Source organism: Photorhabdus thracensis, from assembly GCF_001010285.1.
In the GTDB taxonomy this organism is placed as follows: Bacteria; Pseudomonadota; Gammaproteobacteria; order Enterobacterales; family Enterobacteriaceae; genus Photorhabdus; species Photorhabdus temperata.
On sequence record NZ_CP011104.1, the window covers coordinates 2483951 to 2506610 of the forward strand.

General features: G+C 43.3%; 18 protein-coding genes and 1 pseudogene. 1 reads left to right on the top strand and 18 read right to left on the bottom strand.

What is annotated here, in order from left to right; translation table 11 throughout:
* Positions 1-20: 20 nt before the first annotated feature.
* The 6 genes and pseudogenes from VY86_RS10735 to VY86_RS10760 form a co-directional block, all read right to left on the bottom strand.
* Complete coding sequence (locus VY86_RS10735) at positions 21-326, bottom strand: hypothetical protein (protein WP_046974932.1); 306 nt, start codon at positions 324-326, stop codon at positions 21-23.
* 63 nt (positions 327-389) lie between these two features.
* The gene (locus VY86_RS10740; protein WP_082111214.1) at positions 390-3503 is read right to left on the bottom strand and encodes a type I restriction endonuclease subunit R; all 3114 of its coding nucleotides are present in this window, start codon (positions 3501-3503) and stop codon (positions 390-392) included.
* Positions 3503-4423: a DUF5655 domain-containing protein gene (locus VY86_RS10745; RefSeq protein WP_046974934.1), complete on the bottom strand. Its 921-nt coding sequence runs from the start codon at positions 4421-4423 to the stop codon at positions 3503-3505. Before VY86_RS10745 ends, VY86_RS10740 begins: the two co-directional genes overlap by 1 nt.
* A complete protein-coding gene (locus VY86_RS10750) occupies positions 4420-5712 on the bottom strand; it encodes a restriction endonuclease subunit S (RefSeq protein WP_046974935.1) in 1293 nt (430 codons plus the stop codon). The genes VY86_RS10745 and VY86_RS10750 overlap by 4 nt, the downstream gene beginning before the upstream one ends.
* The gene (locus VY86_RS10755) at positions 5712-7640 is read right to left on the bottom strand and encodes a type I restriction-modification system subunit M (protein WP_046974936.1); all 1929 of its coding nucleotides are present in this window, start codon (positions 7638-7640) and stop codon (positions 5712-5714) included. Before VY86_RS10755 ends, VY86_RS10750 begins: the two co-directional genes overlap by 1 nt.
* A 168-nt stretch (positions 7641-7808) precedes the next feature.
* Positions 7809-8045, bottom strand: a pseudogene (locus VY86_RS10760) (HNH endonuclease); the annotation flags it as partial.
* A 507-nt stretch (positions 8046-8552) separates the two neighbouring features.
* Here VY86_RS10760 and VY86_RS10765 point away from each other — a divergent pair.
* Positions 8553-8975 (top strand): cupin domain-containing protein, encoded by a 423-nt coding sequence (locus VY86_RS10765; protein ID WP_046974938.1) that lies wholly within the window; start codon positions 8553-8555, stop codon positions 8973-8975.
* 1262 nt (positions 8976-10237) lie between these two features.
* On the opposite strand, the gene VY86_RS10770 is transcribed toward VY86_RS10765, so the two are convergent.
* From VY86_RS10770 to VY86_RS10825, 12 genes are all read right to left on the bottom strand, one after another.
* Positions 10238-11050 (bottom strand): nucleotidyltransferase domain-containing protein, encoded by an 813-nt coding sequence (locus VY86_RS10770; RefSeq protein WP_046974939.1) that lies wholly within the window; start codon positions 11048-11050, stop codon positions 10238-10240.
* 5 nt (positions 11051-11055) lie between these two features.
* Complete coding sequence (locus tag VY86_RS10775) at positions 11056-11598, bottom strand: RtcB family protein (RefSeq protein ID WP_046974940.1); 543 nt, start codon at positions 11596-11598, stop codon at positions 11056-11058.
* A gap of 1214 nt (positions 11599-12812) precedes the next feature.
* The gene (locus tag VY86_RS10780; RefSeq protein ID WP_046974941.1) at positions 12813-13340 is read right to left on the bottom strand and encodes a GNAT family N-acetyltransferase; all 528 of its coding nucleotides are present in this window, start codon (positions 13338-13340) and stop codon (positions 12813-12815) included.
* Entirely contained in the window at positions 13337-13606 is a 270-nt protein-coding gene (locus VY86_RS10785) for a type II toxin-antitoxin system TacA family antitoxin (RefSeq protein ID WP_046974942.1), read from the bottom strand. Before VY86_RS10785 ends, VY86_RS10780 begins: the two co-directional genes overlap by 4 nt.
* A 113-nt stretch (positions 13607-13719) precedes the next feature.
* Positions 13720-15474, bottom strand: a complete 1755-nt coding sequence (locus VY86_RS10790; protein WP_046976817.1) for an acetyl/propionyl/methylcrotonyl-CoA carboxylase subunit alpha — start codon at positions 15472-15474, stop codon at positions 13720-13722.
* Between the two features lie 35 nt (positions 15475-15509).
* The gene (locus VY86_RS10795) at positions 15510-17123 is read right to left on the bottom strand and encodes a 5-oxoprolinase subunit B/C family protein (protein ID WP_046974943.1); all 1614 of its coding nucleotides are present in this window, start codon (positions 17121-17123) and stop codon (positions 15510-15512) included.
* A 52-nt stretch (positions 17124-17175) separates the two neighbouring features.
* Positions 17176-17946: a LamB/YcsF family protein gene (locus VY86_RS10800; protein ID WP_046974944.1), complete on the bottom strand. Its 771-nt coding sequence runs from the start codon at positions 17944-17946 to the stop codon at positions 17176-17178.
* Positions 17947-18040: 94 nt separating this feature from the next.
* Positions 18041-19060, bottom strand: a complete 1020-nt coding sequence (locus VY86_RS10805; RefSeq protein WP_158020028.1) for a DUF979 domain-containing protein — start codon at positions 19058-19060, stop codon at positions 18041-18043.
* Entirely contained in the window at positions 19057-19785 is a 729-nt protein-coding gene (locus tag VY86_RS10810) for a DUF969 domain-containing protein (RefSeq protein WP_046974946.1), read from the bottom strand. Before VY86_RS10810 ends, VY86_RS10805 begins: the two co-directional genes overlap by 4 nt.
* Positions 19786-20118: 333 nt before the next feature.
* A complete protein-coding gene (fghA, locus tag VY86_RS10815) occupies positions 20119-20967 on the bottom strand; it encodes an S-formylglutathione hydrolase (protein WP_046974947.1) in 849 nt (282 codons plus the stop codon).
* Positions 20968-21085: 118 nt separating this feature from the next.
* Positions 21086-22195: an S-(hydroxymethyl)glutathione dehydrogenase/class III alcohol dehydrogenase gene (locus VY86_RS10820; protein ID WP_023045092.1), complete on the bottom strand. Its 1110-nt coding sequence runs from the start codon at positions 22193-22195 to the stop codon at positions 21086-21088.
* Positions 22196-22291: 96 nt separating this feature from the next.
* Positions 22292-22624 (bottom strand): hypothetical protein, encoded by a 333-nt coding sequence (locus tag VY86_RS10825; RefSeq protein ID WP_046974948.1) that lies wholly within the window; start codon positions 22622-22624, stop codon positions 22292-22294.
* Positions 22625-22660: the final 36 nt, after the last annotated feature.

Genomic DNA, 22660 nt, shown 5'->3' on the forward strand with positions numbered 1-22660 from the left:
CAGTAATTCCTCTCAAAACGTCAACAGCCCCTAGTCTCTGAAGCGATACATTCATCAGCAATTTTATTGAGTAGCGATTTATCAAAGATACTAAGGTAAAGTGTGTATCGGACCTTATCGGTTTTGATACGTAGACTGTGTCGACTTTGATGGCTTAACCAGGGAAGAATTTTTTCACGAGAGTATTTTAATTCATCAAAAGTAACGTTGACTCTTCCCGCATTGTCTGTGTCTTTATCTGGTAAAGAGTATGGTTGAAAAAACTCTATCAAATGCCAGCTTTGTAAGATCCGTACCATTTGCTGGTGGTTATCGTTATTCATCATTTTTCTATATCCTTAACCTTATATATCCGTTTCAAGCAAGCGCTTATTTAGACCAAGAAAAACTCATCCCCCTTTCAGCCCTCTCATCAGAACCTCAAGAATAAATTGATTCGCTAGACGCGCAATATTCGGATCTGACAGATACGCATGTGAGTGCTTTTCAAAGGCACCCATACTTTCAATAACTGCATTTTCTACCGCATGAGGGAAATCACCATGCATGATCTGATCAACGCTGTTATTCAATAGTTGTGCCATAACTGATTCATTCTCAGAAACTTTAGTCGCGGCACCATAAAGCCAGGTGAGCTTATCGCCTTCGGTGGTTTCTGCACCGAACAAGTCATTCATCTGCTCAAGAATGTGTGAAAGTAAGTCTTTCGGACGTTGAGAGGTTGAACCACCGACGCTTGTGATGCCTTTTAATCCTTCACCACCTTCCTGAAGCTTCAGATCCTGGGTACGTTTTTCCCATAAACGGTAATGAGTCAGCTGTATCTGGCTGATATCCAGATCGTCATCCAGACGTTCTTCACGTAGTAGTGGTAGCAGGTGACGAGCAAAAACGTTTAATCGTTCCAGATCCTCGTCATGCAGGTCGACAATCTGTGAAGCGAATTCGTAGAAACGGGTAAAGCTGTTCATATCCTTTTTAAAGGTATCCAACACATCCTTTGCTTCTCGTGACTGCTTCAAGCTGCGTTCACAGTTCACTCTCCAAGTCTCATCGCCGCTTTTCTTTGCTTGCTCTAAGGTTGAGAGGGCATCGCGTAGCACATCCATTGCAGAACGGTAACGTTTAGTGAAACGATCAACAGCAGGTTTACAGTAAGCAGTTAACGCTTCTGGCCCACGTTTGGGGTCAAAGTAAGCATCTGAGAAGTTTGTGACCTCGTTCCATTGCCAGATGTGTTGTTCGTTGAGTTTGTGATAAATAGCATAAACCAGATTTGGATCTGATACCGTCACGAGTTCGGCGTTTTGGTAGTATTCCTTAAACTCTGCCAGTACATCCTGCGGGTTGTTAACAAAGTCCAACACGTAAGTGGTATCTTTGCCGGGATAGGTGCGATTAAGGCGTGAAAGGGTTTGAATACAATCCACACCTTTAAGCTTTTTGTCGACATACATCGCTACCAGCTTCGGTTGATCAAAGCCAGTCTGGAATTTATTCGCCACCAACATCACCTGATAATCGTCAGTATCAAAGGCTTTACGCATATCGCGCCCTTTCAGGCTGGGGTTCATTGAATTCTCGGTGTAGCTTTCTCCCCCATCAACCACTTCGCCTGAAAATGCCACTATGGCGGTGAGGCGCTTATAGCCTTTTTCAGTGACGTAACGATCAAAAGCTTGCTTATATTTTACTGCTTCCAATCGGCTGCTGGTTACCACCATAGCTTTGGCTTCATGGTTGAGTAGTTTTGCCACATTTTCACGAAAGTGTTCAATGATCACTTGTGCTTTCTGCGCGATGTTATGTGGATGGAGTCGTACCCATTTATTGAGTTGGGTTTTGGCTTTCTTTCTGTCGACTTCTTTATCTTCCGCTTCTAGTGCCAGTTTGTACGCTTGACCATAGCTGGTGTAATTCTTTAGTACGTCAAGAATAAAACCTTCTTCAATCGCTTGGCGCATGGAGTAGAGATGAAATGGCTTAGGTTTATTATCATTTGCCAGTGGCATATTTGAGTGAGGAGGGCGTCCAAACAGCTCAAGGGTTTTTGCCTTGGGGGTTGCAGTAAAAGCAAAATAGCTGATATTTGTTGAGCCACGACGAGCCTCCAGTGTCGCGTTTAGTACGTCTTGTCCATCCATCTCTTCTTCATCGATTTTCTCTGCCATCAGCACTTCACGTAATTGGCGTGCTGTGCTGCCGGTTTGGCTGGAGTGTGCTTCATCCGCGATAACGGCAAAGGTCTGGCCCTTTAATCCGGAGGTTTCCTGAATGGCTTTTAATACATGTGGGAAGGTTTGGATGGTGACGATAATAATCGGCGTACCTTGCGAAAGTGCTTCAGCCAGCTGAGACGATTTGCTGCCGGATTCTTCACGGTTAATGCGGCTAATGACACCGGATGTATGTTCAAATTGGTAAATGGTGTCTTGTAATTGGCTGTCGAGCACCGTGCGATCGGTAATCACAATTACCGAGTTAAAGATTTTGTGTCCATCTGGGCGGTAAAGTGTAGCTAACTGGTGTGATAGCCACGCAATAGAATTGGATTTACCAGAGCCTGCACTGTGTTGAATCAGGTATTTTTTACCAGTACCTTCTATCTGCACCGCTGTTAGCACAGATTGAACGGCGTTCCACTGGTGGTAACGCGGGAATATCAGAGCTTCTTTGATTTGCTGGCGACCCAGTGGGTCATCAACACATTTACTTTCCAGATGTAGATAACGATGCAGAGTGCGTAACCAGTTATCCGGTTGTAGGATCTCCTGCCACAGATAACTGGTGGCATAACTGTTGTCAGATTGGTCGTTACCTGCACCGCCGTCAGCAGTACCACGGTTAAAGGGTAGGAAGAAGGTTTTTTTGCCATCCAATTTGGTGGTCATCGCCACTTCATACTGACTGACAGCAAAATGCACTAGTGCGCCACGTTTAAAGGTTAATAATGGTTCTGGCTTGTTGCCAGTCTTTGGTTTACGGTCATTAATATACTGGAGCTTTGCCGTATCTAGTGTCTGTTTGAAAGCAGACTTGAGTTCCATCGTTGCTACTGGCAGGCCGTTGACAAATAGCGTCAGATCGATACGTCCATCGTAGCCATTAGGGGAATAAATCAGCTCTGGTACTACGCGCAGGCGATTGGCTTTATATCGAGTCAGTAAATCTGGATTAAGTTCATGGTCTGGCCTAAAGGTGCAAAGCTCAAATCGTGCTCCACGATCTTTTACTGCATGGCGCAGTGTCCAGAGTGTACCGTAGTTGTTCAGGTGCTTTTCAATCGCATTAAAGAAATACGTTTCAGTATCTTTTGGGTAAATACTACAGAACTTTTCCCAAGCATCGGGCTGGGTTTCTTGCACGTAGGTCAACGCATCTTCTGGGTATAAAGCACGTTCCCGGTCATAATTTGCGGAGGTGCCTACCTGCCAGCCCTGAGATTGCAAGTCGTCGATAATGCTGTTTTGGAATAAAAGTTCTGCGGATTTAGATACCAAAATTAATTCTCCTGATAAGCCTGTTCAATAAGGATTTTTGCTTTATTCAGATCGTGTTCATTACGAACGATCAACTCGACATCGCCGGTTCCCCAATGGCCGATATGGGTTACATCGCGGCTGAACCCTTCTTCGAGATTAATGTTGTTCGGATTGAGCTTAAGCCACATGCGAATGTGGGGATCGGTTATCGGGTAAACGGCGGCGCAGACAAAATTACGGATCCGGCGAAACGCGCCATACAATTTAAGTTCCTTGTACTGAACTTCATCACCTAGTGACATCACGTAGCTTTTTAGTTGCTCGTATAAATTGGTAAGTGGTTGAGAAGCGGAAGCAAGCTGTTCCTGATGGCTGCGGGTATGACGTTTGGTATTAACCGCGTTGATCTCATGGCTTACAGCCTGAATACTGTTATCCACCACAGCATTCACCAGCTCAAACATCAGCAAATCCGGGCTAAATAATTTATAGCGGATTAGGCTGATATTACGGTTTATTTGCTGTACAGCATGTTCATCATATTTATTAAAATCAGCAGCAATGCAAAGCAGGCGGATACCAGACCAGTCGATATTCTCGGCAGTTTCTTTACCTAGTTTATCCATCACAAGCCAGCGGAATTCTGCTTGATGATCCAGCAGCCAGTCGAGGTAAAACAGTCCCTGATTAATTACGTTCTCATTGCTGTGCCGCTTATATTCGATAATGACTGGACAGTTATTTTCGTCCAGTCCCAGTGAATCAATACGTCCGCGATGTGTTTTGCCGGTATTGTATTCCGTCGCCAAGAATCGGACGCCCAAAAAGGCGTCCATATGGGATTCGATCAGTGATTGCAGATTTTTTTCAATGGCTGCTGCTTTGCCTGGGAGTTCTGTTACACCGGCTGTGTTGTAGCGAAACAGCTGGATATCGCTCATACAGCATCCTTAGGGGGTTGCCAGTCGCGTACGTCGATTTTACCGGTGACTGCGGCAGAGATAAGGGCGGAGCGACGTTCTTTGAGTAAATGAATCGCGATATCAGCATTTTTAATTAACTGTTGGAAAATTTTAACTTTTTTATCTAAAAATGATGCTATTTCTTTTTGTTCTTCGGCAGGAGGTAATATAACGGGAAGTGCTTTTAGAAGATCCTGACTCAACGATGCACGTGTTACCAAGTTCATTTCTTTGACGAAGAAAATTCGCAATAAGCTATTAGAAAAATAAAACATTGAAAACTCTGGCTCAATAATTTCTTGTAATGGTCTAAGACGAATTAAAAAACCTGCAAAAGTTGCATGCTGAATAGTAGATAAGCATGTTGATGAGAAGCCGATTTCCTCGACTGTTTCTGATGTTCTTGTGAAGAAAACATCACCACGCTGGACAGAGTAATTCTCACGATCTCTTATTGTTGATTGAACTTTTCCGTGAACTTCATATGGTAAAATACGATGATTATAAACATCACCATAGCTAACAAATGGGTGTCCGCTACCAAAAAATTCAGCACCAATATTTATTCCGTTTTGGCAGGTACCTAAATATCGTAATGGTGTTATCTCCCAATGCTCCGGTATTTCCCCTAGCCACTCAACCCCGGAATTCTTCATTTTTGCATCTGGATTTAGTCCCTTAGTTACTGTATGAGAAATAACCGCCTGACGTTTTTCTTTAAGTAATTCTATCAGTTGCATTTGCTGGGCGATAAGTTGGTCGATTTTGGTGGTTTCTTCCTTTAAAAATTTAACAATTATTCTTTGTGTGGAATAATCAGGAAAAGAAAAAACAAAGTTTTCCAACATTGGAAGTCGAAGAGAATCAACTGTAGTTTTAGCTGATAATTTAACGACTTCATGTGCGAGGTTATTACTTATATAAAAATAGAAAAAATCGCCATTGATTTTTTTAAAGTTACTAAATTTATAAACTCTCTGGTGAAAGTCAAATTTTCCATTTATATAGTGAAATATTTTACCTATTGCACCATCACCAGCAGTTAATACAGCTTCACCATCAAATGAATATGTGTTAATTTTTTCGACAGTTTCGGAACGAACAAAAAATGGATATTTCCCCAATTCTGTTTTGTGAATTGTATCTTTGTCCCCAGTCGTAGTTTTACATAGAAATTTTAAACGTATTACGTTCCAATTAATTGGAACGTCCCCCAACCACTCAATCCCAGAATCTTTATACTCCGGATATGCCCTATACTTCGTCATTAAGAATGTACCTCCGCCAGCAACATCATAATTTCTTTGCTAACTTTATCCAGATCAGCATCAATTGCTTCCAGTGAACGAGGTGGCTGATATTGGTAGAAGTGGCGGTTAAACGGAATCTCATAACCAACAACACCAACTTGACCGTCATACTCATCAGTTTTGCTGGTATCAATCCAGGCATCTGGCACATGCGGTTTGACTTCACGTTCAAAGTAATCGTCGATGGATTCACTCAGTGGCACGTTTTCATAGTCGCGTAGGCTGGTATCGGCTTCTGGTTGGCCTTTAGTTTTGCAAATTTCGGCATCGTCATCGGGTTCACTCAGGTGTTTAACCAGAAGTTTCCAGACCGCAGCGGAAACTTTTACCGGCAGGGATTTCTTGAATTTATCGCGTGATAGGTATTTCTCATCCATCGCATCTAATGCAGCTAGCAGTGCTTGTGGCTCATCCACTTTGTTCCAGTCTTTGTCCGCCAGCATCGCTTCTCGGCGTTCAAGGTCATGAGGATAAAAAGCCAACTTCAACGGACGCTCAACGGTAATACGGCGATAGCCAAAATCAGAAGTTTTAAACAGCTTGGCATTGGCGGTTGGTTGATAGCGGGTATATAGATTCACAATATCGCTGATTTGCTCTTCCGTTAGATAACGGCGCTTGCTACCCAGTGATTTACGCATGCTGTCAAACTGATCGGTGGCATTGATCAGCAGGACTTTACCCTTGCGTTCCTGAGGCTTATGGTTGCTCAAGATCCAGATATAGGTGGTAATGCCGGTGTTGTAGAACATATCAGTCGGTAGCGCGATAATGGCATCCAATAAATCCAGCTCCAGTATGTAGCGGCGAATTTCACTCTCACCACTGCCTGCACCGCCGGTAAATAGCGGCGAACCATTGAGGATGATACCGATGCGGCTGTTATCGTTCATCTTGCTAATCAGGTGCATTAGAAACAGTAGAGAACCGTCGGACACACGCGGTAAACCTGCACCAAAACGGCCATCGTAGCCACGTTTTTGTTCGTCACGGATGGTTTTCTCGACTTTCTTCCAGTCCACGCCAAACGGTGGGTTAGACAGGCAGTAGTCAAAGCGTTCGCCATAGAGCTGGTCATCTGACAGGGTGTTTCCCAGCTTAATGTTACTGATGTCTTGACCTTTGATGAGCATATCGGCTTTACAGATGGCGTATGACTCAGGGTTGAGTTCTTGCCCGTAGGCTTTCAGGCTGGCGGATGGGTTAATCTCATGCAGATATTCCATTCCGCTAGAGAGAAAGCCACCTGTTCCGGCAGTTGGATCATAAATGCGCTTAATCAGTCCTGGTTGAGTTAACACATCATCAGCGTCAGCAAACACCAGAGAAGTTGTAAGACGTACTATATCGCGAGGAGTAAAGTGCTCCCCAGCAGTCTCGTTAGAACTCTCCGCAAAGCGGCGGATCAAGTCTTCAAAAATCAACCCCATGTCGTGATTGCTGACTGACTCAGGACTTAGATCGGCTTCGGCAAACTGTTTCACAACTTTATACAGAAGATTGGCATCATCCAGTTGTTGCAGATATTCGGTAAACTTGAAGTGTTCGAAGATTTCACGCGCATCTCTGCTGAAGGAGCGGATGTAACGCTCCAGATTTAGGCGGGTTTGAGTTTCACCCAACTTGCTGAGATCCAGTGGTGAAGTGTTATAGAAATGCTGTTTGGCCGCATGACGCAGGATTTTTTCCGCTGCGTTTTCAACCATTTTTTCAGATTGAGCCACTTTGTCTAATACTGCTGGCTTGGTTGGTGTCAGTACACACTCAAGACGGCGTAACACTGTAAACGGTAAGATGACGCGCCCATACTGGGATTGTTTGAAATCACCGCGCAAAAGGTCAGCGACAGACCACAAAAAGGCGGCCATTGAAGAAAAGTTAGTCATTGTTTTTCTACCTGAAGTTTTTTCTCTATTGTCCATGATGCGAAGCTGGTCGCAAGAACTATGAACGCATTTCGTGTCTTGTTGCATGATTATGTTGCATATGACAGAAAATTTAATGGCAAAAGAAATGAACGAATACATTAGGGGAAAATTCTAACATATCCAAAATTATCTCCTAAACACCTGTTCCTGATGCCATTTGACAAAGAGTTCTAAAGGGTAATGTTCCCGGTTTTTGGGTAATAATAGAGAATGCCCTGCAAAATCCCAGAACAATCGCTCAACCATATGACTGCCATTAACACCTTCAGAAACCAGTAATTTCATATTATCATCCAGCCCAATTGCACCCATATCGAACGCAGAATGATGCAGGGAACAAAGAGCTAATCCGTTGCTGACTGTGGAAACGATGTCTGAGCAGTTAAAGAATATTTCTCAAATGGAGTATTTGGGGCACTGTCGTTCAATAAGCTTTTTCCTGAAAGTGGCAGCGGGATTAATTGTATATATTTTTTAACTAAAAAAAAGAATAGCTGTTTTTAGGCATAACTAAGGTTGATTTAATTAGCGCTATTATTGTCCTAACTTAATAATGTAATTAATCTAACTTTTTATTGAGATTATTTTATAGGGAAATTATCTTCTGCGATGATCTTTAAAATAAAAGTTTTATAGTGACCGCTATCACAGTGTGAGTTTTTGTAAAATACTTCTATGGAATTACATATTTCTATTTGATATATTGTTAATAATCAGTTAATTTATTTGTCGATATTATTTGTGGTGATTGAAATATCACTGGGAAATGTTGTTTTATTTGATAGGTAGATAGTGTTATTTCAATTAATAAATAGAGATGATAGTTACTTTAAAATAAAATTTTATCTGTAGAGATAAAAGGAGAGTAATATGGAATTTATTAAAAATAGATTTTGTCACTGGAACGGTGAGCATCTCGTTGTAGATACAATGGCTAGAAGTCACAAAATGGTTAATAGTATGGGTACGGGCGAGGGATTAGTTTCGTTTGATGGTTTTGGTGCTGATCTAATTCGTTTCAGTAAAAATGAAGGGATGCAAAATCATACTCACTTAGGGCATCATATCTTATTTGTACTCGCAGGAACGGGTTATGTTATTTATGCCGGTGAAAAGCATGAAATAGAGCCTGGAGTTTGTTATTTTGTGAATGGGGAAATAGATCACGCGATTAAGGCAACCAGCGATTTGGTTATGGTTGTTGTTGGTAATAATCATTGTGCGGTTGATTCGCAAGATAGGACGACGCTGGTGCCGTATAGAGATGGAACCCCAGAAGAATTAAAGGTTTAACTTAGGGTAAATTGAATGAAACATGCGCTAGTGCTTGGTGTGTTGCGAGAATGCCATGATATTCTGCCAGAAGTGGGTTATAAATTACTTTAGGTAATAAAGAGAAATTAATTAGTTGAAAGTAACGGGCAGAGAAGAATATCTAATATTATATTTATGAAGATAATTATAACTCAGGAAAAGTAATTGGAATGATAAAAGGATAATATTAAGTTTTTTCAATTAATATAATAGGGGCATCTCATGAAGGGGAGCCGGTACTAGCCTATGAAATATTATATTTACTAGGAATTAAATAGAAAAATATATTAGAGATAATGTTTTGTTATAATAATAAAGGTGTAAGGTAACTATTTAGATCGCCTCTGTCTAATTTTTAATTTGGATAATAATTTCAATGAGTGGTGGTTATTAATTTATAAATAAAAGTTAATTTAAATAGGTAATAATTGAGTCAATATAAATAAGTTTTCATAATTATGCTCCACTTCCAACCAGCCCTTGTGTACCAAGATATACAGCCTTTTCATCCAAGTGGTCTGTAGAATCAATGAGATAGGCTACAGAACCAATGTTGTTCAAAAAGAAAACAAAAGGCATAGGTGTATCAGTATTATGGAAAGCTATTTATTATGGCTATTGGTTGATTATGATTTCAGGGGCTGAATTCTTATGAAATAATATATTCATGGCAATGAATATACTATTGAGGTAAATTTCTGTTATTTGATGTTAATAATGTAAATATATATAAGTGTTGGGAATGAAGAATGTCGAATATAGTACTGGGATAAATCTATATAAGAAATATATTAATGTTGTTATAAACAGTTTAGCTAACTAACTTAATCCTAATACCTCTATACTTCTGCTATTCCATGTTGGCTTTCTGGGAAAGGGCTGACGGCTTCTGGCTATATAGCAATAGCTGACTTTTTTTGCACGTTTGTGCAGTGTGTCGTCTAGGTAATATTCTTCCATTGGGGGTAGGTTTACTGGTAGTAAAAACATCTCATTCTTTCCAGAAAAAGTGAATTTTTATCCTCTAAAGCCGATAGATTCTATAATATCCCCTTAAGGAGATAAAATTGATTTATCCTTTATTGGGGATAATATGAGCTATATGCTGACAGCCAGTAACTTATTTAAATTACTGGCTGTAGGTCAACAAGGGTGTAAAAATCTGTTTTACTGGTCCTTTGTAAACGTTCAACTTTGTCGTTGAGATCTTATGTCATTGGACAGTTTTTTCAGCCATTCTTTCAACATAAATGCTCTTTGTTATTGCCAAGTACTGTACGCATCAGAAGCAAATCCAGTTTAGTATCCGGGAGAAGTTTTTCATCTTTTTTCAATTCGCGGCGGGTAAATGAATCATCCAGCTCGCGGCGGATAAAGTTATGGATGTGCTTAAAACGTGGGCCATAATCCGTTTCGTCGGCGTTACGTTTGATAGCAAGCAGAGTCTGTATTTCTTGCATCAGAGTTGCATCCTTAACAGTTCCCGCCAGCAGAACGTCGAAGCGCATTGGTGGTACGCCTTTACCGGCTTCTATCCAACGTACAGCCAGCAGCGGGCGCAGTACATAAAGATATTTTTTCAGCCGTATTTTTTCGCCTTGAAGATAACCACGGAAGTTTTTCTTCGCCATTGACAGATAGTGATATCGTGCTTTGTTGTTGGAAAAGTAGTCCGGCAGTAGGGCGCGCAATGATGTCATAAACTCTGCATCCTCATGGTAGACCACCGGTGAATCAGTCCATTCCATCAGGGTCGGGTTGGCTCGTTTCAGCAGCCCCAGGGTTTTACGCAGTTCCCAGCCACAAATATCCAGTTCGTTGCTGATCGGTAATTCGATCACATCCCTTGGCGGGTCAACGCGTAAGTACCATGATGGAGTATGAACATAGATAAAACGTACATCGTAATCACTGTTTGTCGAGGCAAATCCCCAACCGCGGCTACCGGATTCGCAGGCATAGAGTATTCGTATTTGCTGTTCCGTCTCAAGTTGCGCCAGTTTTTGGCATATGTGTTGTTTCATGGTGTCACTGACACCAAATTTTTCTTTCATAGTGATTATCCTTTTACGCAAACCACTTGACGCAGGGTGTGAACGATTTCTACCAGTGAAGACTGAGCGGCCATTACAGCTTCAATGTCTTTGTAGGCCATCGGAATTTCGTCGATGACGTCGCTATCCTTACGGCATTCCAATAGGCTGCCAATGGCATTGCCTACGCCACGTGAACCGCTGTGCAGCATCACCCATACCCGGTCGGATTCATCCAGACATAGTTCGATAAAGTGGTTGCCGGTACCTAGTGTGCCTAAATGTTGATAGTTATTGGTTTTCAGTAATTGTGGGTATTTATCGGTCAAGCGTTTAAAGCCTGCCTGCAATATGCTCCAGTGGTGATCGACGGTTTCTGGCGGTTTTTGCCAAGAGCCTTTACCAATATGTACATCAAGCATAGCTGCCAAATGGCTGAATATAAAAGGCATTTTTGCTGTGTTCAGTCGTTGTTCACGAGCATCTGCTTCTACTGGTACGCCATGAGTCCACATTTTTACGGGTGCGCTGTTTGGTGCAGTCATCAATTCGTAATCGTTTGTTCTCACATTGTTCTCCTGGTTATTTGCCCATTTTATCCGTCACTACTACTATAATTTACAGTAATTAATATTTTCCCCTTTTTAATCAATGCTTCTAAATTTACTTTCATATTAATTTCCTTATGAATCATTGAAGAATATTGTAAATAAGAATTTTATTCTACTATTAATATATTATTGCGCTTAATGAAAAATGCAATTATTTTATTGAATAATATTGAAATTGTGATGCGAATCTATATAAAAAGGTATTGTGAAAAATTATATGTGAATTTATTAATAATGTTTAAATTGTCTGTGGTTACGATTACCAACAAAATATAAAATCACTAAGTGATTATATAATATTGTTATTGAAGGGTTATTTTATTTACTATTAAAAAGATGTGGGTAAATATATGACTAATTACTGTATGGAATGATGTGTTTGATTTTTATCAAACAATGTTTATTATCTCTTTGTAAGTTGATTTTTATTATGGTTAAATTGAAATTATAAATTTTATTTAATGTTTTTATTAAAAGTGTCAATATGTGGTCTCTAATGTTTTTATTAATTTCTGGTATTTAATTTTTAAATATATCAATGTCTTACTGATTTGTTGGAGTTGCGGAGTGATTTTTATTATTTGTTTTTATTCTTTCGTGACTAATATTTATATTATCTGTTGATGAAATTCAATATTTAATATTATATAGTCGGTAATTTATGGGAAATTAATTATTTTTTATTGTTTAAATATATATGAAAATAATCACAAGTTATAAATAAGATTCCAAAATAGCGCTACATCTTATACTACTCATAATTCTATATAAATAGCTTTCCATAATACTGATACACCTATGCCTTTTGTTTTCTTTTTGAACAACATTGGTTCTGTAGCCTATCTCATTGATTCTACAGACCACTTGGATGAAAAGGCTGTATATCTTGGTACACAAGGGCTGGTTGGAAGTGGAGCATAATTATGAAAACTTATTTATAACAATGGGTTGAAGAAGGCCATGTGTAGCAAAATTATGAAATGTTATTTATTCTGTTTGTCACTGATTATTTATTTTGAATGCTCATAAAAATAAAATATATTCTCTTTATCATCATTTGTGTAATTATAAATTATTTTTTTATTATTCTTAGTATTCATAACTTTGTTGGCGTTTTTACAGGTTTATTATTAAATGTAATAATTTTTTGACTTATAATTGAAGTATATAGTTTAAAAAATTTGAGAAATCGTTTTCATGGGTAAGAATAAACGAGCTTTATTCTTTTGATTGCATAAGAGTTCAAAACCATATTGAGAATAAAATGTCTGATCAGCATCATTTAGGCAGTCAACAATTACCGCATACGCAGGCATATGATGATTAATTTCCCAAAGGTATTCGAGTGATTTTATAAGAGTAATTTTCCCTAATCCCTGACCATGATAAGTTTTATGTACAGCTAATTGAGCTAACAAAAATACAAGTATGGGGTAGTGTGGTAGTTTCTTTGCTTGTTCCTTCGGAAGCGTATCTCTTTCAATAGAACTTGGCGCTACACAATAAAATGAACAAATGGGATAAAGCTGATTTGGTAAAGTTGTCGTGGCAGGTAAAACCATTGTACGGCTGATACCTGCCTGCATGTGCTTTGCTGCCTGAGTTTTAATGAAAGTGTTGAGTTCATACTCGCTACAATCAAAGGCTAAACGATCATGCGTTTTTTTATTTAGCTCAATGAATGACTTAGACCAGCTCACTTGACTTCCTGCTCTTTAGTAAAGGCAACCGCGTTTAATAATGCTTTATTCGGTTTTTTAGCCTGTTTGCAGGCATTGACGAAATGATCAAAAATATCACCTTTAATAGTCATTCTTTCGTATTCAGAAATGACTTGATTAGCATCTCTTTGCATCAGATGTACAACATACTCTGTCAGGCTTTTCATACCTAATAGTGCAGATGCTTTCTCTGCTTTCGCTTTAATCTCTTCATCCAGGCGCAAATCTAATCTTGCTGTAACCATAATTTTCCCCTTTTTTTATATTGTACGGAGAATTTCCGTACAATATGGATTATTGGGCAATGTGGGTGTAGTGTCAAGTCAGCTTCTTAGAAATTAACCTGACAGTGCCATGATTAACTTCCACCACTAATACTCGCCAGCACACTGCCCGCTTGTTGATAAGAGCTTTCTTCCGCATGGATCGCGATTTTCCCGGAACGATGTGCAGTCAGTTGTGTTTCCATCTTCATGGCTTCCATCACAGCAATGACATCACCTTGTTTAACTTCATCACCTTCCTGCACATACCAGGATTGTAAAACGCCTGATATTGGGGCTGATACCTGATTAGGTGCGGCCATTGTGTCCTCAGTTTCATTGTTTTTGTCCCTAGTGACAGAGTCTTGCCCAAGCTCAGACAATGAAAGCCCTGCCAATAATCCGGCAGGTAACCCCAATTCGTGTCGGCGGCCATCGATTTCAATAAAAGTGCGTGTTATCTTTTCTTGATGCTGATTTTCCTGGCGCGGAGATATTTTTACATCGTTGATAAAGTCGGTTTCGATCCAACGTGTATGAATCTTGAATGTGTTATCAGAAGTAAAATCGGGATGTTCTATTACTGCCCGATGAAAAGGCAGTACCGATGCAACGCCTTCAATATTGAACTCCTGTAATGCACGCCGCGCCCGGGCAATAGCTTGCTGGCGTGTTGCTCCAGTGACGATCAACTTAGCCATCAGTGAATCGAAGGTTGCGGGAACGATGGAATCAGCCACAACCCCGGAATCTAATCTTATTCCAGGGCCAGAAGGCGGAGAAAATAGTGTCACGGTTCCCGGTGTGGGCAAAAATCCTTTACCCGCATCCTCTGCGTTAATACGAAATTCAAAGGAGTGCCCTGATGGAATTGGGGTTGTTGTTAATGATAAAGGTTTACCTTCAGCAATTCTGAACTGTTCTATCACAATGTCGATACTTGTGGTTTCTTCGGTTACAGGATGTTCGACTTGCAAGCGAGTATTTACTTCTAGAAATGAAATAGTTCCGTCTGCACTGAGCAAAAACTCTACCGTACCTGCTCCGGTATAACGGGCTTCGCCACAAATATCCTGTGCTGCCTGATGAATACGCTGGCGCTGATTATCGGTCAGAAAAGGGGCTGGTGCCTCTTCCACCAGCTTTTGATTGCGCCGTTGCAGTGAGCAATCACGTGTGCCGAGTACTACTACATTGCCGTGTTTATCAGCCAGGATTTGCGCTTCAATATGACGAGGCTTATCCAGAAACTGTTCAATAAAGCATTCTCCACGGCCAAAGGCTGCGGTTGCTTCACGAACGGCTGAATTATAGCATTCTGTTACCTCATCCAGCCGCCACGCGACTTTCATGCCGCGTCCACCACCGCCATAGGCCGCTTTGATTGCAATTGGCAGACCATGTTCTTCAGCAAATGTCAGCGCTTCTTCCGCGTTTTTCACCGGTTCTTCTGTCCCTGAAACCAGTGGTGCGCCTACGCGTTGGGCAATTTTACGCGCTTTAACTTTGTCCCCCAGAATATCAATTGTTTCTGGCTCCGGGCCAATCCAGATTAACCCGGCATCAATGACTGCGCGGGCGAATTCTGCCCGTTCGGACAGGAATCCATAACCTGGGTGTACCATGCTGGCACCTGAACGTTTAGCAATATCCAGCAGGCGGGGAATATTAAGATAAGTGTCAGCGGGGCTGTTTCCGCCCAGACCATAAGCTTCATCAGCCAGTTGTACATGTTGCGCATTGATATCGGAATCAGCGTAAACGGCAATGGCGTGTAAGCCATAATCCCGGCAGGCACGGATGATGCGGACGGCAATTTCACCGCGGTTCGCGATCAAAACTTTTTTCATGTGGTTTTCTTTATTATTCAAAGTTATTGCAGTACTCATAAGCAGCAATCACTCCCTTTTATTTCTTGAAATTCACTGATTGGGTTGAAGCGGATACGGGCATTGACAGGAATTTGTCCGGCCAGATCAAGATGGTAACTGGCAACCGAACCAATGACGGGATAGCCGCCGGTCAAAGGGTGATCCGCCAAAAACAGAACCGGTTGTCCACTGGCGGGGACTTGAATAGCGCCAGCGGAAGTTCCCTCACTGGGTAACTCTTCATGGTTGAAACGCGATAACGGTGTGTCTCCATTCAGGCGAATGCCTACCCGGTTAGATTGTGGTGAGACCTGCCAGAGCTGGCTTTGTAACAGGGATAGCGCTTCTGCGGTGAACCAGTCGGTACGTGGCCCGAGAATAATATCCAGTGTGACGATATCGTCAGCGGCAGGCATATTGAAAGCCGGGCTTTCGTTCATTGATACAGTGGAACCCCGCGTGGTAGTAAGAATGTCCAGAATATCGCCTGTAGCGATGGGTTTGGGGCCAATGTGCGCCAGCGTATCGTAAGAGAGGCTGGAGAGAATCGGCTTGTTGGCAAAACTGCCACGGACTGCCAAATAACAACGAACTCCTGCTCTGGGCGTGCCCAGCATTACTTTGTCACCATCACTCAGATCAACAGGTTGGTAGCCATTAACCTGAAATCTCCGGCCATATACCGTTTGGACCGTGATCGGGCAGTCCGCGCCTGTGACAGCGATAATGACGTTGCCATGAGAGATGAAGCCTAATCCGCCTTCTGCAATTTCCAGACAGGCGTTATCCGAAGGATTACCGACGATACGATTTGCACTTCGCAACGCTGTTTTATCCAGTGCGCCAGCAGTGGAAATACCTAAACCCGCTTGCCCTGAACGCCCTAAATCCTGAAAAAGTGTTTGTATCCCGGTTGATAAGATTTCCAGTGATGAATGTTTATTAACCTGTGAAGATATGTCGTCTTCTGTGTGGACAACAGGATTTTCCGGTTGGGTGACGGCTATTGTTGCGCCTTTGCCTTTATCTCTGAAACGTACTCGAAAACCCGGTTGCAACAGGGCAGGGGGATAACGCGAGAGATCCCACATGCGTTCTGGTGTGGTGCCGATAATTTGCCATCCTCCCGGACTGGCTTGTGGGTATATTCCACTGAATTCTCCTGCCAGCCCTACCGATCCCGCCGGGATGCGGGCTCTTGGTGTCATCCGGCGAGGAACACGCAAAAGATCAGAGTCTGCCACTAAATAAGCAAATCCAGGGGCGAATCCGGTAAAAGCAACCGTGTATTCACTTTCTGTATGTTGTTTGATGACTTCCTGTGTAGTGATACCAAGGATTTCAGCCACTTCAACCAGATCTTCACCATTGTAATACACTGGGATTTCAACGAGTTTCCCGGTTGTTTTATTCCGTGTGTTCAGGCTGTGGCCACTGATTTTCCTGGCAAGTTTGACTGCGGAAACGACATTGGGACGAAATCGAATCAGAAGTGTTCTGGCCGCTGGAATAATTTCTTCTATGCCTGGAATTGGGCTGGCGTTAAGTGAATCAAATAACGCAAGGGTTTCATCCAGATCGCAAAGTTCGACAATAATGGCATTCAAATTAACAGGTAAAAAACGCACTAGGCACTCCTGAGCATGATAAGCGATGTAAGAAGGCGCGTGATGCTAATGATTACTTGTTGGTTTGAATAAAGGACTGTACGGTGATCCCGGCTTGTTGCAGGGTTATTTTCACCTGACGTGCCATTTCCACCGCACCGGGGCTGTCACCATGAACACAAATGGAGTCCGCCTGAATGTGTGTAAAGCTGCCATCAATCGCATCAACGCCCCCTTCGGTGACCAGTTGCAACATGCGTCGGGCGATCTCGTTGGTATCATGCAGTACCGCCCCTTTTTCCCGCCGGGAAACCAGCGTGCCTTGTGGCGTGTAAGCTCTGTCGGCAAAGGCTTCGGCAACGGTACGTAAGCCTTTTTCCCTCGCCAAATCCAAAATTCTTGAACCAGCTAATCCAATCAGCGCCAAGTTGTCATCCACTTCACGAATTGCTGTAATAACGGCAAGTGCCTGGTACTCATCGTTGGCAATGGTGTTATACAGCGCACCGTGTGGTTTAACATAACTCACGGTAGTTCCTGCTGCTGTTGCCAGACCTTTCAGCGCGCCAATCTGGTAAATAACATCAGCGATCAGTTCATTGCTGGAAATGTCCATATTGCGGCGACCAAATCCAACAAGGTCGGGATAGGAGACATGGGCACCAATAACTACCTGATTTTCATGGGCAGCTTTCAGGGTTTGAAGAATCCCGGCAGGATCACCGGCATGAAATCCACACGCTACATTGGCACTGGTGACAATGCTCAGCATGGCATTATCGTCACCCATTTTCCACTGACCAAAGCCTTCGCCAAGATCACTGTTTAAATCGATAAATTTCATAGAATTACCCTCGATAAAATGATATTCAAAAATGCAGTGAGAAGCCCGGGATGTTTACCCGCGCGGTGATCAGAACTGTTCTCATGTGATCCCCTTATAAAAACATCAAAAAATAGAGAAGAAAAACGTTGGCAATCAACAACGTCGTTCCGGTGGGGATTTGTGCTTTAATGACCGCATTGCGATTTGGCAATTCCAACAGTGCGGCGGGAACGATGTTGAAATTTGCTGCCATTGGGGTCATCAATGTTCCACAATAGCCTGAGAACATGCCGATGGCGGCCATCACTGCCGGATTACCGCCGTGTTGCAGCACCAGAATTGGAATACCGATCCCCGCGGTAACAATCGGGAAAGCGGCGAAGGCGTTGCCCATCACCATTGTCAGTAACGCCATGCCGATCACGTATGTCGTGACGGCGATAAACCTGTTATCGACTGCCAGGTAGTTTTCAGTCAGGTGAGAAATGGCGGTACCTACTCCTGCTATGGTAAATAAGAGTCCCAGCGTAGCTAATATCTGTGGCAGGATAAACGCCCAGCCGATAGCATCCAGCAAGCGACGTGCTTCTTGGGTTGATTGAGTGATGCCTTCACGTGTCATTTTCAACGCAATGCCGTATCCGGTTAAACAACCTACTGTCATGGAAAACAGTGTCACCAGCGTGGAGTGGTTGCCGGTACCGAATAATGCCTGTTGTAGTCCAGGAATATGGTTAAATAATAACACTCCCACCACAGTGACAATAGGAATCGCCAGTGCGGGAAGGAAGATACGATGGCCAAGGCGAGAGGCGCTTTCCTGTCGTTGCTGAGGCGTGCGCTGGTGGTAGCTACCGAGTCGCACACCACCAAGACCGGCTATCAGCGCCATCAACACGACGATCAGCCCCACACTGATATGCAGCATTTTTTGTGCCTCAGCTTCGTTGCCTGCCCACAACGCCATCAGACGGTAGGTCCAGTCACCAACCAGAAACACGATTCCGTATAGTGCCCAGAATAAGCTGGTGGTCAGGCGGCGGGGATTGGTGTGATCACGCCAGGACATTGCTGCTACGGCCAGCAGGATCACGCCAGCCAGCCAGTAAAGATACTGTTGTTGAAACATTATCTTGCCTTCCTTTTATTTTGGTCCACGCTATTCAGGGCAGCCAGCTCAGTCGCGATGTGGTGGTCAAGGCGGGATAAACGGAAAGCATGGATCAGGAAGGCGCAGATGGCAGTAGGGATCCCCCACATGGCGATATGCAGTGGTTCTGTTTGGATGCCGCCGGACTCCAGCATGAAGTTATGCATAAAGATGATTGCCCCAAAGGCGACAAAGATATCTTCACCGAAGAAAAGGCCAACATTGTCGGTGGCTGCTGACATAGCACGCAGGCGATAGCGCACATCGTCAGGCAGATCATGGTGGCGGTTTTCCGTTGCGCCTTCCACCATAGGGGCCAGCAATGGACGCACCATTTGCGGATGTCCACCCAGGCTGGTCAGACCGAGTGCCGCTGTTACCTCACGAATGAATAGATAGACAATCAGCAGACGTCCGGCGGTCGCTGTTTTGATATTCCTAATCCAGGTCTGAGCTTGCTCTTTTAAACCGTGTCGCTCCAAAAGGCCAATAGTTGCCAGTGGCAGCAGTAGGATCAATGGCAGATTTCGGGTATTAAGGAAGCCGGAACCTAATTTTTCCAGAATATTCGTGATTGGCATATGTGCCGCCAACCCTGTGATGATTCCGGCGACAATGACGACCAATACGGGGTTAAACTTCAGTAGAAAGCCGACTACAATGACCGCGATGCCAATCAACGGCCATAGATTCACTATTTGTTGCATGTTGTGTTACCTCTGCACATAAAAATACCTGTTGTGCCGTTATAGGTTGCATTCTTGCGTAGTAGAGAAGTTATACCGTGACCAACACCTTCTTTGGAACGGTAGTACGGCGTCTGCCAGTAGTGCCATTACCAGGGGACAAGCGTAAGAAGTGCAGTCTTGCTGAACATACGAAGCCTCTCTCAATACGTGGTCAATTGCGATACCCAGATAATCAACTATCTGTAATATTGATGGAAATACACTGATATGTACTTGTCTGCATCTCGAAGCTTTGTTCTGTATCGTTGGCGAAGTCTTGATTAATGTAAATTGTTTCAGATGGACTGTGATTTATTGATTATCTGAACAAGTTCCCTTCAATGCTTTGGCATGATATGCGATATGCTCGCCGATAAAACTAGCGACAAAATAGTAGCTATGATCATAGCCGGTGCGCAGGTTCAGTGTGTAGGGATGCCCAGTGCTTTCGCACACATTTTTCAGCAGCTCAGGGCGTAGCTGTTCTTGAAGAAACGGGTCATCAGCACCGATATCAATTAACACATGCAATGGCTTGGCGCTATTGCTCAGCAGCTCGATTGCATCATAGGCTTTCCATGTGTCACGAACTTCGCCCAGATAAGCGCGAAAAGCTTTTTCTCCCCAAGGAACCTGAGAGGGTGCAACAATCGGTGAAAAGGCTGATATGCTGTGGTAACGATCTGGATTGCGTAGCGCGATCATCAGTGCGCCGTGACCGCCCATAGAATGACCACTAATGGCCCGGGAGGTTGTTACCGGGAAGTGTGCTTCGATCAGTGTCGGTAGCTCTGACACCACATAATCGTACATGTGATAGTGAGGCACCCAGGGTTCCTGTGTTGCGTTGAGGTAAAAACCGGCGCCCTGACCCAAATCATAAGTGCTGTCATCTGCAACGTTCTCACCACGAGGGCTGGTATCTGGGGCGACAAGGATAATACCCTGTTCGGCAGCGTAGCGTTGAGCCCCGGCTTTAGTGATGAAATTCTGCTCATTGCATGTTAAGCCTGAGAGCCAGTACAGTACCGGTAATTTCTGATGTTCAGCCTGAGGAGGAAGGTAAACAGCAAAATTCATAGCACAGCCAAGTACGGCCGATTCGTGCTGATAAACGTCCTGCCATCCCCCAAAACAAGCGTGGCGTTCAATCCTTTCCATTCTTTTTCCTCTCTGTAAACCTTACAGGTTCACTCATTTCACGGTAAACCCGGCCGTCGTTTCCTGTTTTGTTAAAAACCGTCTGTCACAGCACGGTTTTTAACTCCCGCAAAACAGCTTAGTAATGGATGACTGTGCGAATGGATTTTCCTTCATTCATCAGTTCGAATGCTTCATTGATGCGCTCGAGCGGTAAGGTGTGAGTAACAAAAGGCTTTAACTCAATTTTACCTTTCATTGCCTCTTCCACCATTTTAGGCAACTGACTACGGCCTTTAACACCACCAAAGGCGGTGCCTCGCCATGAACGACCAGTGACCAGTTGGAATGGCCGGGTTGAGATTTCCTGTCCTGCACCTGCCACACCAATAATCACTGATTGTCCCCAGCCACGGTGTGCACTTTCAAGCGCGGCACGCATAACATTAACATTACCAATACACTCGAAAGTATGATCTACTCCCCATTCCGTCATCTCGATAATGACCTGCTGAATAGGCTTATCGTAATCATTCGGGTTCAGGCAGTCGGTTGCCCCGAACTGTCTGGCCAGCTCAAATTTTGCCGGATTTGTATCGATGGCAATGATCCTGCCCGCTTTTGCCTGACGGGCTCCTTGGAGCACGGCAAGGCCAATGCCGCCGAGCCCAAAGACGGCGACAGAGTCACCAGGTTGCACTTTTGCGGTATTGTGCACTGCGCCAATGCCGGTTGTGACACCGCAGCCCAGCAAACATACCTCTTGATGGTTTGCTTCCGGGTTGATTTTTGCCAGTGATACTTCGGCTACGACTGTGTATTCGCTGAATGTAGAGCATCCCATGTAATGGTAAATAGGCTGCCCTTGGTAGGAAAAACGGGTTGTACCATCCGGCATGACACCTTTTCCTTGAGTTGCCCGTACGGCCACACACAGGTTGGTTTTTCCTGATTTGCAGAACAGGCATTCTCCGCATTCCGCAGTATAAAGAGGGATAACGTGGTCACCGGGTTTGACGCTGGTGACGCCTTCACCAACTTCAACGACGACACCTGCGCCTTCATGCCCGAGCACAGCAGGAAAAATGCCCTCCGGATCATCCCCTGATAGGGTGAAGGCATCTGTATGACACACACCGGTATGGCTGATTTTGACCAGTACTTCACCGGCTTGAGGTGGGGCAACATCGATTTCAACGATTTCAAGGGGGCGGCCCGGCCCGAATGCAACAGCGGCTCGTGATTTCATATTTCTCCTTAATAGATAACCGTTCTAGGATTTACCGTAGGCAGAAAAAGTAAAGCTTTAGCCTATAAGGCCCTGCTTTTGCAGGGCCTGTATGTATTACTGTATAACATCGATCAAGCCAAGATCATTATTTAATGTTGTACCACTGATCATATAGTTGGCAATCGCTTGGCTCCCTTTTTTGTATGAAAAAACTTGATGAGCTTCATTATCACGTCCCCATACTACAAATGCATGCATATAAACCATCGCCCCATCAGGAACACCAAGATCGCCTGGATCAATAGTCTTTGTTACTCCAAGAGTAATATCATCACTTTGTTTACTTAGAAACTTTTCACCGTTGGGATCAATATAACTAAATTGGATTCTAACAACAAATCCGCCTGAGTTTTTAAGGCTCATTTGTCCAATTTTTTGATATTCCATAATAATTTCCTCTTAAGAAAAATATTAATGATGTTT

Bases quoted from the DNA above. Each gene is read 5' to 3' on its own strand.
- VY86_RS10735 (WP_046974932.1), bottom strand. From the start codon at position 326: ATGATGAATAACGATAACCACCAGCAAATGGTACGGATCTTACAAAGC.
- VY86_RS10745 (WP_046974934.1), bottom strand. From the start codon at position 4,423: ATGAGCGATATCCAGCTGTTTCGCTACAACACAGCCGGTGTAACAGAA.
- VY86_RS10750 (WP_046974935.1), bottom strand. From the start codon at position 5,712: ATGACGAAGTATAGGGCATATCCGGAGTATAAAGATTCTGGGATTGAG.
- VY86_RS10755 (WP_046974936.1), bottom strand. From the start codon at position 7,640: ATGACTAACTTTTCTTCAATGGCCGCCTTTTTGTGGTCTGTCGCTGAC.
- VY86_RS10765 (WP_046974938.1), top strand. From the start codon at position 8,553: ATGGAATTTATTAAAAATAGATTTTGTCACTGGAACGGTGAGCATCTC.
- VY86_RS10770 (WP_046974939.1), bottom strand. From the start codon at position 11,050: ATGAAAGAAAAATTTGGTGTCAGTGACACCATGAAACAACACATATGC.
- VY86_RS10785 (WP_046974942.1), bottom strand. From the start codon at position 13,606: ATGGTTACAGCAAGATTAGATTTGCGCCTGGATGAAGAGATTAAAGCG.
- VY86_RS10790 (WP_046976817.1), bottom strand. From the start codon at position 15,474: ATGAAAAAAGTTTTGATCGCGAACCGCGGTGAAATTGCCGTCCGCATC.
- VY86_RS10800 (WP_046974944.1), bottom strand. From the start codon at position 17,946: ATGAAATTTATCGATTTAAACAGTGATCTTGGCGAAGGCTTTGGTCAG.
- VY86_RS10810 (WP_046974946.1), bottom strand. From the start codon at position 19,785: ATGCAACAAATAGTGAATCTATGGCCGTTGATTGGCATCGCGGTCATT.
- fghA (WP_046974947.1), bottom strand. From the start codon at position 20,967: ATGGAAAGGATTGAACGCCACGCTTGTTTTGGGGGATGGCAGGACGTT.
- VY86_RS10820 (WP_023045092.1), bottom strand. From the start codon at position 22,195: ATGAAATCACGAGCCGCTGTTGCATTCGGGCCGGGCCGCCCCCTTGAA.
- VY86_RS10825 (WP_046974948.1), bottom strand. From the start codon at position 22,624: ATGGAATATCAAAAAATTGGACAAATGAGCCTTAAAAACTCAGGCGGA.